Raw genomic sequence first — 9,785 nt, 5'->3', positions numbered from 1 at the left:
CTGCTGGGTGCCGCCGATGGCGCCCTGCTCCCCGCCGTGCAGACGCTACTGGTGTATAACGCCACGAATCAGATAGCGGGCCGCGTGTTCAGTTACAACCAGTCGTTTCGCGATATCGGCAACGTAACCGGCCCGCTTATCGGCGCTTCAGTTTCTGCCAGCTACGGTTTTCGCGCCGTATTTCTGGTCACCGCGACGGTGGTGTTGTTCAATGCTATCTACACTGGCCTTAGCCTGCGCCGGACCGGCACAACGGCGCTGCCCGCACAGCCTGTCCAGGACGTTGAAAAGGATGATACCTCGCTGGTGCGCTAAGCCTTAACCGGCGTTTCTCATTCAAGATGATGATTTTTATTCCTTCGCCCTTGCAGAATGGAATCTTCAGCTATTCTTTCCCTGAATATCTCGTCCACTTGCAGGGAGAAAGAGATGACTATGTATGCCACCCTTGATGAAGCCATTGATGCAGCACGTGAAGAGTTTCTTGCTGACGCCCCGGACTCAGAAGGCGATTCACCCGTGGTTAATCAGCTAAACATCCAGAAGTACATTCTCCAGGACGGCGATATTATGTGGCAGGCCGAGTTTTTTGCCGAAGAGGGCGAAGAAGGCGAATGCCTCCCCGTCCTCAGCGGTGAAGCCGCGCAGAGCGTCTTTGACGGTGATTTCGACGAAATTGAATTAAGCCAGGAGTGGCTTGAAGAGAATACGCTTCATGAATGGGACGAGGGCGAATTTCAGCTGGAGCCGCCGCTGGACAACGAAGAAGGCCAGACCGCAGCGGATGAATGGGATGAGCGCTAAATGCACTATTCGTAAGGCCCATGATGCGCATCCAGCGGCAATAGCAGGGTATCGAACACCAATGAGAACGGCAGATCGAGAATAGTGAGATAACGCCAGGCGGAATCCCGGACGTCCCACTGCACGCCTGGATAGTACTGCTTTCCGTGTCCCTGCCCAGGGATGGTTCGGCTGATAACGCTTCCGCATCCGCTGAGCAGCAGCACCATCAGGCTCACCGCGAGTAATTTCACACGACACCTCAACACATTTCAGACAGTGAAAAAAATACCGGCACAATGGCCGGTATTTTATTTTGCTGTACGGCTTACTTAACGTTCAACGCCAGCGGCGCAATTGTCGAGTAATGGCTTACCCAGGAGGAGTATTTCTCCGGCGCCGCCCAGACGCGATAGTGCATCCGCGCCATCGTCACCGGGTCACTTAACAGCACCAGACGACGGTCACGGTTGAGCTTGTCCGGTGTTTCATTCAGCGCCTGCTCCACATGGCGGTCACGTGCGATTTCCAGCACCTTGCTCTGACGGTGACGGGCAGTCGCCATCGCGGTCGCCAGCGCATTAAGCGATGGGTTAAACACGGCATGCATAAAGCCATCTTCCAGCGTACGGTTCCGGTTCATTTCCAGATACGCATCGGTATCCTTCAGCACCTGCGGCGGCGAATACTCTTCCGGGATCAGGAACAGTTTCCAGCGTTTGGTCCGCAGGCCCATCGTCGCGCGACTGGAGATAACCGACACAAACGGCGACAGGATCAGCGAGAACACGATAGGCGCCAGCCAGAACAGGAAGCGCAGATCCAGCCATGCCATCCCCACAGCCCACACCAGCCCCAACAGCAGCTGCGAACCGTGGCGCATAAACGCTTCTCCCCAGGGGGTTGAGTCGTCATCACGCTGCGGCGAGTTCCAGACCACTTCCCAGCCCAGGAACGCGCTCACCACGAACACGGTGTGGAACAGCATACGCACCGGCGCCAGCAGCACGGAGAACAGCACCTCCAGCAGCAGCGATACCGTTACGCGGCAGAAACCGCCGTACTCTTTCGACCCCTTGCACCAGACCAGAATAATGCTGAGCAGCTTCGGCAGGAACAGCAGCACCATGGTTGACGCAAACAGCGCAATCGCCAGCTCCGGTCGCCACTGCGGCCACACCGGGAACAGCTGGCGCGGCTGCAGGAAGTACTGCGGCTCGGTCAGCGCATGCACCACCTGTAGCGCCGTCGACAGCACGAGGAACATAAACCACAGCGGCGCGGACAGGTATGACATCACCCCTGTCAGGAACACCGCGCGGTGAACCGGGTGCATCCCTTTTACCAGGAACAGACGGAAGTTCATCAGGTTACCCTGACACCAGCGGCGGTCACGCTTGAGCTCATCCAGCAGGTTTGGCGGCAGCTCTTCATACGAACCAGGCAAATCATAGGCGATCCACACGCCCCATCCGGCACGGCGCATCAGCGCGGCTTCGACGAAGTCATGCGACAGGATCGACCCGGCAAAGTTGCCTTCGCCTGGCAGCGGCGCCAGCGCGCAGTGCTCGATGAACGGCTTCACGCGAATAATGGCGTTATGACCCCAGTAGTGCGATTCCCCCAACTGCCAGAAATGCAGACCGGCAGTAAACAGCGGCCCGTAGACGCGGGTCGCGAACTGCTGGCAGCGCGCGTACAGGGTATCCATACCGGAGGCTTTCGGCGACGACTGAATAATACCGGCATTCGGGTTGGCTTCCATCAGACGCACCAGCCCCGTCAGGCACTCGCCCGTCATGACAGAATCCGCATCCAGCACCACCATATAGCTGTACTGGCTGCCCCAGCGACGGCAGAAGTCATCGATGTTGCCGCTTTTACGCTTCACACGACGACGACGACGACGATAGAAAATCTGCCCTTCGCCCTGCACTTGGGCAATAAGGTCCATCCAGGCCTTTTGTTCCTGAACGCAAATATCGGGGTTGTAGCTGTCGCTCAGAATATAAACGTCAAAGTGCTGCTGCTGCCCGGTCGCCTTCACCGATTCCCACGTGGCGCGCAGACCGGCGAAAACACGATCCACGTCTTCGTTACAGATTGGCATGATGAGCGCGGTGCGATGCTCAGGGTTGAGCGGTTCGTCCCCGACCGTCGAGGCCGAAATACTGTATTTATCCCGGCCAATCAGCAATTGCAGGAAGCCCATCAGCGCGGTCCAGAACCCGGCTGAGACCCAGCAAAAGAGCACGGCAAACAGGATTAATATCCCGGTCTGCAGCACATACGGCAGCAACTGCATGAAAGAGACCCACAGCGCCTGCCCTTTCATGTCCATTGGGTTTATCAGCGCCCAGCCCTGGTACGGAAGAATGGTCTTCATATACCAGGTGGCGACAACGGTTTGCGCCAGCGTTAGCAGCAGCAGAATGTAGCGACGAATGGTGCCGACGGTACGCCACTTCTGCTCATGCTCACGCTCTTCTTTGGTCAGACGCGCCAGGTAGCGCGGCGTAACGTCACGACCCAGCATACGGTCCCAGAAGCGCCCAATCGGGTTGGTACGCCAGGGGTCCGGAAACATGGAGGAACGTTTCGCCTTCGGCATCGCCTCCAGTTGAGTGCGCCCTTCGTCGTCGCGAACCAGTTGCCCGTCAGCCAGAGAATCCGGCCACGCTTGCTCAAGACGCGCTTTTACCGAGCCCAGCGGCGAGTCATCCTCGCGCGCAAACTGCTGATGGTCGGTATCCAGCGCCTGATGCAGGACGCAAAAATCCGTTGTCGGCAATGCCGCCTTCTTTGCAGCGGAGAGCGGCATTGCGTCGATATACTCAGTTGTCTTATTCATTGGCAGGTAGCTGATAGCTCCAGGTTTCGCTCAGCGTTTGGTCAGCGTTGACCAGCGCGGCACGCATTTCCGTGGTCTTCTTCGGATCTTTCACTTTCACGCGCAGCGTCAGACGCCAGCCTTTGGTTACCGGGTTATAGCGCACATTGCTGTCAACGATTTCACCATTGTCGCCAATGCTCGTTTGCGCTGTCACCGGGGTATCCTGCGGCATTTTCTTCATGTCCGCGCCGGTGAAGTCAACGATAAAGGCAATCGTGCCGTCAGGCTGACGAATCAGGTTGGACTGCTTCACATCGCCAGTAGAACGACGAGTTTGCATGACATACGCGTTGTCCGGCGCATGCAGTTTATCTTCGTCGCGGCTGAAGGTGATGCTGTACTTGAAGTTCATCTCTTTACCAGCGTCCGGCAACTGGTCCGGCGTCCAGTAAGCGACGATATTGTCGTTAGTCTCATCGTTGGTCGGAATTTCCACCAGTTCGACTTTGCCTTTACCCCAGTCGCCTTTTGGCGTGATCCACGCGCTTGGACGCTGGTCATAGCGGTCGTCCAGATCCTCAAAACGTGAGAACTGACGACCACGCTGCAGCAGACCAAACCCCTGCGGGTTCTCCATCGCATAGCTGCTCACCGCCAGATGTTTCGGGTTGTTCAGCGGACGCCAGATCCACTCGCCGTTGCCCGCGAGGATAGAAAGACCATTGGAGTCATGCAGTTCAGGACGGTAGTTGACGGTCGGAGAAGGCTGATTAGGCCCGAAGAGGAACATGCTGGTCAGCGGCGCAACGCCCAGTTTGCCCACTTTGTCACGCAGATAGACTTTAGACTGCACGTCAACGACCGTGTCGCGACCCGGCATAATGACAAAGCGGTAGGCGCCCGTCGCGCGCGGCGAATCCAGCAGCGCATAAATTGTCAGGCGCTTATCGGTTGGTTTTGGACGTTCAACCCAAAACTCGCGAAAACGCGGGAATTCTTCCCCTGACGGCAACGCCGTGTCGATGGCAAGGCCACGCGCGGACAGACCGTAAACCTGCCCCTGGCCAATCACGCGGAAATAGCTGGCTCCGAGCATGCTGACGATTTCATCGTTTTTGTCTTTGCTATTGATCGGATAGAGTACTTTGAAGCCCGCGAAGCCCAGATCCTTAACCGTATCTTTATCGTGCTGGACATCGCCAAAATTGAAGTAATCCGGGCTGTATTTGATCTTGTGAACGGACGTCGAGGTTACCTCATTAATGGTCACCGGCGAGTCAAAATACATACCCTGATGGTAAAATTCGAGCTTAAACGGGGTCTTAGTGTTATTCCAGTACGCTTTATCGTGATTGAACTGGATTTGCTGGTAGTCCGCGTATTTCATGTCGCGGAAGACGGAAGGCAGGTTGCTTTTCGGCGCTTCATAGCCCTTTCCGGCAAGAGACTGGGCCTGCTTCGCTACATCATCAATACTGAATGCCCATGCAGATGAAGTACACAGGGACAACATAACGGCTGCGCCTAACCAACGCAGTTTCATCATCTGTGGTTTATGTTTCATAATAAGTAAGCACTTCCCCCTTTGTGTGCTTAAATCGATCCGATCCATTTTACTGGAAACTCAAGCAATCCGACAACATAATCCCGGTTTTGTTCGGCCTGGTGGCTTAGGGATTAAACAACCGTCTACCTGCGCTTGCACTTTGCGTGCTTATCCTGGAGACAGGTTTACGTACTTGGTGTAGGGTTGCTGCGAATATACCCCTTTTTCGCCCCGTGCGATAAGACGATTTGTCCGAGAATTCATTGATTCTATGAATAAAGTACCTGTACAACGTGAATACTTCCTTGACTCCATCCGCGCCTGGCTGATGCTGCTCGGAATTCCGTTCCACATCTCGCTCATCTATTCCAGCCATGTCTGGCACGTGAATAGCCTCGAACCGTCGTGGTGGCTCACGTTGTTTAATGACTTCATTCACTCGTTTCGCATGCAGGTTTTTTTTGTCATTTCCGGTTATTTCTCCTACATGCTCTACCTGCGATACCCGATGAAAAAATGGTGGCAGGTGCGCGTCGAACGTGTGGGTATTCCGATGCTGACCGCAATCCCCCTCCTCACCCTGCCGCAGTTTATTATGCTGCAATATGTGAAAGGCAAGGCCGACAGCTGGAGCGACCTTTCGCGGTACGACAAATTCAATACACTGGCGTGGGAGCTGGTCTCGCACCTCTGGTTCCTGCTGGTACTGGTCGTGCTGACCACGCTTGGCCTGGCGATGTTCAGATGGATTAAGCAGCGCCAGCAGGCATCCATTACGGCGTTTTTCGACAACGTCACGATGGGTAAGCTGACGCTGGTGTTTTTGGGATTAGGTATTTTCTATGCCGCGCTGCGTCGTACGCTGTTCATCTTTTTCCCGCATATACTCAGCGACGGGCTGTTTAATTTTGTCGTGATGCAGACTGTTTTCTACCTGCCCTTCTTTATCCTTGGCGCGCAGGCATTCGTCAATGCCCGGCTAAAAACCCTGTTCATTACCCCTTCGCCCTGGTGCATCGCAGGGGCCTTGCTGGGTTTTGTCGCCTACCGATTAAACCAGCACTTTGGTTCCGGCGATGCGTGGATGTATGAAACGGATTATGTCATTACTATGGTGCTTGGATTGTTGATGGTGAATGTGGTCTTTTCGTTGGGTCATCGCTTGCTAAATTTCCAGTCAGCGCGCGTCACCTACTTTGTGAATGCATCCCTGTTTATTTACCTCGTCCATCACCCGTTGACGCTACTGTATGGCGCCTGGATAGCGCCTGCTATTCCCTCGAATACGCTGGGTTTTATTACCGGACTCGTTTTTGTTATTGGCGTTGCCGTTATTTTGTACGAACTGCACCTGCGTGTTCCCCTGCTTCGCTTCCTTTTCTCCGGGAAACCGCAACCACGCCATACCGTACCTCAGACTTCAGCGTCATAACCTGCCAAAACGCTGCCGGGCAGTATCGCCCGGCAGGATATGTACAGTACGCTATTTGTAATCCACGATAACCGTTGCCAGCGTATGCTGAGGATTCAGGTAACGCATGCTGATGCTGGCGACGTCGTTTGTCATTGTCTTACCCGCCTCTGCCTGCTGATAAGAAATGGCCGTGGTGCTCACCTGCCCGTTTCGCAGACATCGCAGTGAAACGGCATGTGAGTTGGTCGCGATATCGCAAGGGTCCTCAACGACCTGGCCAACAAAATGAATGATACCGCCCTGGGCTGGTGGCGAGGATGCCAGCACACCTGCAGAAAACAACGCGGAGGAGAGGCAAACAAAAGGGAATACAGACTTAACCAATGTTTTCATCGCGTAGCTCTATGTATCCACATCATCCGTGAAGAGTAAGGGATGTACGCTGCCCCGCAGACGTACGCTCTTGCATCACGACACTGCCAAACCACACTGTTAAAAATAATAACGAAGGGGCATTCCCGCCAATGAGTACCTCCAATGAGTCACACCCACGTTTTCGCAGCGCGCACGCATGATTAAAACGCAACACTCAGGATTCAATGGATTGAAAAACGGGGAAAAAGTCGTTTTTACAGCAGGATGACGCAGGTGAGATGAGTCTGGCTGACGCGTTCAGTTCTTTTTCATCAACACGCCATCGTAAAACGCGGGAATTGTCTGCAGGCATTCAATTCACCCCAGAAGGTGACTCTCCAGCACGACAGCGGAAGAACAAGAAAATATCATTAATATAAGAATATAGATTTGCATATGATTTTGTTGTCCTTTTATCCAGAAATCACATGCAAATGAAACAGAAAAACCTGCCAGATTTAAACCCTGGAGCCCCTCAATACATTTTTCATACCACTTCCGGCACATCTGATAAAAAATAATAATTAACGTCGAATGCATTTATCAGAAAATAAATCATGACCGACAATCATTTAAAGTTAAGTAACGGGCTTTATTGCAATTTTGCATCTAATACTTTTTTATTACTTCTTAAATAACATTAAAATACAGCATGTTATATTAATTTATAAATTTAGTATGACAAATATTTTTTTATCTGATTTTCAACCAAAAAATAAAATGACATTTAATTTTACATCCAGTTACAGAATACAGACTTGTTTAGTCAATTATTATTATCTAGATTTTAAATTAATCATCTCGAATGATTTTTTGTATTACTTATTTCCCTGTACAACTTGTACAACCCTGACCACTGGTACTTAACTCAATGCTTTAATTATATAAAAATGACTATCACAGCATCTGGAGTGAATCATGAGAACGGATAAAACCCCATCAGTTCTTAGGTCATTGTTATTAATTACAAGACCTTCCTTACAATCGACACTGTTGCTTCAGGCACTTAAGAAACGTTTTTACAACGACGTCACACTGGAGCACTGCGATGTGGTTGATAGCGAGATCATTGACGACGGCGACCTTCTGCTGTTCGATATGCAGTCTATTGACAGCCAGGCCATGCATCAGTGGTGCTTCGCCCTGCAAAACTGCCCAAAGCAGTTCAAGGTGTTGCTCTTCAACACACCTCAGCACTACCACAACCGTGACATTGTTGAATGGCCCATGATAAGCGGCGTTTTTCACACTGAAACGGATGAAGAACATTTGATTGACGGTATCAAAAACGTCTGCCGGGGAGAGAAATGCTTCCCAAAAGTCATCAATGACTACATTGTCCAGCAACTTAATCTTTCTCATCCGCAATGGAATGAGTGCGTTGAACTTACGCGTCGTGAAAAAGAGATCCTCTGTAAGCTTCGTCAGGGGGCCTCCAATATTGAAATTGCCCATTTGCTTTTTATCAGTGAAAACACGGTTAAAACGCATATCTATAATTTGTTCAAGAAACTTTCGGTCAAGAACCGAACCCAGGCTGTTTTTTGGGCCAACAGAAATCTGCGGTGACGGAACGTAAAGCGGAACCACTTTTACTTTTGCTCTCTCCAGGATATATACAACTAAGCGATAGTCAGTGTGCATACAGTGGTTGTACTCCACAATATTATTGTGCCTGACTATTGGCTCGCATGAGTGACCATATCATCGTTCTTGTGCGAATTTGAAGATATATTACATACAGCAATTATTCCTTTGCACTGCAGCATTGATAGCAGCGATATAATAACGCCACTGAGTAATCAATGGACGATGAGCAAAACATCACAGCGGCAAATAGTGCAGAGGGATATTTAAAAAATACAATTGTGTTCACCCACCTCTGGTATGTCGCGCTCGTTTATATTCCCTGTCGCGACAGCAAGACGACCATCGCTCCGGTGGTCGTCTTTTTTCTATACGAAAATCCCACACCATTGCCAGCAGCATAAAAATAGATGCCGTGGAAATACGGTCGATTTCAGAATGACGCTAATGAAGCAGTGTGTTTGCCTTGTACCACTCGTGGGATGAACTGAACGGGATGAATACATCAACAGGTCTGGGAGCGGCCCATTAAAAAGGGTCCATGGTGTTACCATGAACCCTTTATCTTACGCTATGCCATCAATCCGCTAGCGGAATGCACATCCTTTGTCAGTAGGCTGGCACTGGTTACCCAGTTGGTTATTGCCGTTGTTACCGTTATTGTCGGCCAAGGTCCCGCCAGCGCCCCCCGTGGTTCCACCGGTGTTGCCACCTCCAGAACCTCCGGAGCTGCTGCCGCTGACATCAGCGCCAACGTTGCCACCACTGTGGCCACCGCCGTTGCCGCCGCTGTGACCGCCGTCGTTGCCACCGCCGTTACCGCCGCCGTTGCCACCGCCGTTGCCGCCGCCGTTGCCGCCGCCGTTGCCACCGTTGCCACCGTTGCCACCGTTGCCGCCATTACCACCATTTCCGCCGTTGCCACCGCCGTTACCGCCGCCGTGGTGTCCGCCGCCGTGATGGCCGCCATGGTGTCCGCCGCCGTGGTGCCCGCCATCGTGATCGCCGCCGCCATTACCGCCGCCGTGATCGCCGCCGCCGTTGCCACCATTCCCGCCGTTGCCGCCGTTACCACCATTTCCGCCGTTGCCGCCGCCGTGGTGACCACCGCCGTGATGACCGCCACCGTGATCGCCGCCGCCATTACCGCCGCCGTGATCGCCGCCGCCGTTGCCACCATTCCCGCCGTTGCCGCCGTTACCACCATT

General features: G+C 52.7%; 10 protein-coding genes. 6 read left to right on the top strand and 4 right to left on the bottom strand.

All coding sequences use genetic code 11. The features are described from left to right. On the top strand, window positions 1–315 hold a 315-nt coding region (locus tag JO226_RS20310), incomplete at its 5' end, for an MFS transporter (protein ID WP_296406781.1). A 114-nt stretch (window positions 316–429) separates the two neighbouring features. Next, window positions 430–804 (top strand): MysB family protein, encoded by a 375-nt coding sequence (locus tag JO226_RS20305; protein ID WP_296406779.1) that lies wholly within the window; start codon window positions 430–432, stop codon window positions 802–804. Window positions 805–809: 5 nt separating this feature from the next. On the opposite strand, the gene JO226_RS20300 is transcribed toward JO226_RS20305, so the two are convergent. The 3 genes from JO226_RS20300 to mdoG all read right to left on the bottom strand — a co-directional run bounded on the left by JO226_RS20300 (window position 810) and on the right by mdoG (window position 5,180). Then, window positions 810–1,037: a YceK/YidQ family lipoprotein gene (locus JO226_RS20300; protein ID WP_296406776.1), complete on the bottom strand. Its 228-nt coding sequence runs from the start codon at window positions 1,035–1,037 to the stop codon at window positions 810–812. Window positions 1,038–1,111: 74 nt separating this feature from the next. Further along, window positions 1,112–3,634 carry a glucans biosynthesis glucosyltransferase MdoH gene (mdoH, locus tag JO226_RS20295; RefSeq protein WP_296406774.1) on the bottom strand — a complete coding sequence of 841 codons (2,523 nt, stop codon included), beginning with the start codon at window positions 3,632–3,634 and terminating at the stop codon, window positions 1,112–1,114. Then, window positions 3,627–5,180 (bottom strand): glucans biosynthesis protein MdoG, encoded by a 1,554-nt coding sequence (mdoG, locus tag JO226_RS20290; protein ID WP_296406773.1) that lies wholly within the window; start codon window positions 5,178–5,180, stop codon window positions 3,627–3,629. Before mdoG ends, mdoH begins: the two co-directional genes overlap by 8 nt. 253 nt (window positions 5,181–5,433) lie before the next feature. Between mdoG and mdoC the strand changes: the two genes are divergently transcribed. Next, window positions 5,434–6,594, top strand: coding sequence for a glucans biosynthesis protein MdoC (gene mdoC / locus JO226_RS20285; protein WP_296406772.1), 1,161 nt, complete (start codon window positions 5,434–5,436; stop codon window positions 6,592–6,594). A gap of 51 nt (window positions 6,595–6,645) precedes the next feature. On the opposite strand, the gene JO226_RS20280 is transcribed toward mdoC, so the two are convergent. Then, window positions 6,646–6,969 carry a type 1 fimbrial protein gene (locus tag JO226_RS20280; protein ID WP_296406771.1) on the bottom strand — a complete coding sequence of 108 codons (324 nt, stop codon included), beginning with the start codon at window positions 6,967–6,969 and terminating at the stop codon, window positions 6,646–6,648. A gap of 939 nt (window positions 6,970–7,908) precedes the next feature. Between JO226_RS20280 and csgD the strand changes: the two genes are divergently transcribed. The 3 genes from csgD to JO226_RS20265 form a co-directional block, all read left to right on the top strand. Then, window positions 7,909–8,559 (top strand): biofilm master transcriptional regulator CsgD, encoded by a 651-nt coding sequence (gene csgD, locus JO226_RS20275; RefSeq protein WP_296406770.1) that lies wholly within the window; start codon window positions 7,909–7,911, stop codon window positions 8,557–8,559. A 236-nt stretch (window positions 8,560–8,795) separates the two neighbouring features. After that, window positions 8,796–8,981 carry a hypothetical protein gene (locus JO226_RS20270; protein ID WP_296406769.1) on the top strand — a complete coding sequence of 62 codons (186 nt, stop codon included), beginning with the start codon at window positions 8,796–8,798 and terminating at the stop codon, window positions 8,979–8,981. Between the two features lie 231 nt (window positions 8,982–9,212). After that, window positions 9,213–9,785: hypothetical protein (locus JO226_RS20265; protein WP_296406767.1), on the top strand; the 573-nt coding region annotated here is incomplete at its 3' end.

Origin of the sequence: Pluralibacter sp., assembly GCF_019237635.1 — a bacterium.
In the GTDB taxonomy this organism is placed as follows: domain Bacteria; phylum Pseudomonadota; class Gammaproteobacteria; order Enterobacterales; family Enterobacteriaceae; genus Enterobacter_B.
Note: the sequence above shows the minus strand (reverse complement) of the source record. Positions and strands in the feature narration are given on the sequence as shown.

Coding starts and splice junctions, on each gene's coding strand:
- JO226_RS20280 (WP_296406771.1), bottom strand. CDS start 6,969: ATGAAAACATTGGTTAAGTCTGTATTCCCTTTTGTTTGCCTCTCCTCC.
- mdoG (WP_296406773.1), bottom strand. CDS start 5,180: ATGAAACATAAACCACAGATGATGAAACTGCGTTGGTTAGGCGCAGCC.
- mdoC (WP_296406772.1), top strand. CDS start 5,434: ATGAATAAAGTACCTGTACAACGTGAATACTTCCTTGACTCCATCCGC.
- JO226_RS20270 (WP_296406769.1), top strand. CDS start 8,796: ATGGACGATGAGCAAAACATCACAGCGGCAAATAGTGCAGAGGGATAT.
- JO226_RS20305 (WP_296406779.1), top strand. CDS start 430: ATGACTATGTATGCCACCCTTGATGAAGCCATTGATGCAGCACGTGAA.
- mdoH (WP_296406774.1), bottom strand. CDS start 3,634: ATGAATAAGACAACTGAGTATATCGACGCAATGCCGCTCTCCGCTGCA.
- csgD (WP_296406770.1), top strand. CDS start 7,909: ATGAGAACGGATAAAACCCCATCAGTTCTTAGGTCATTGTTATTAATT.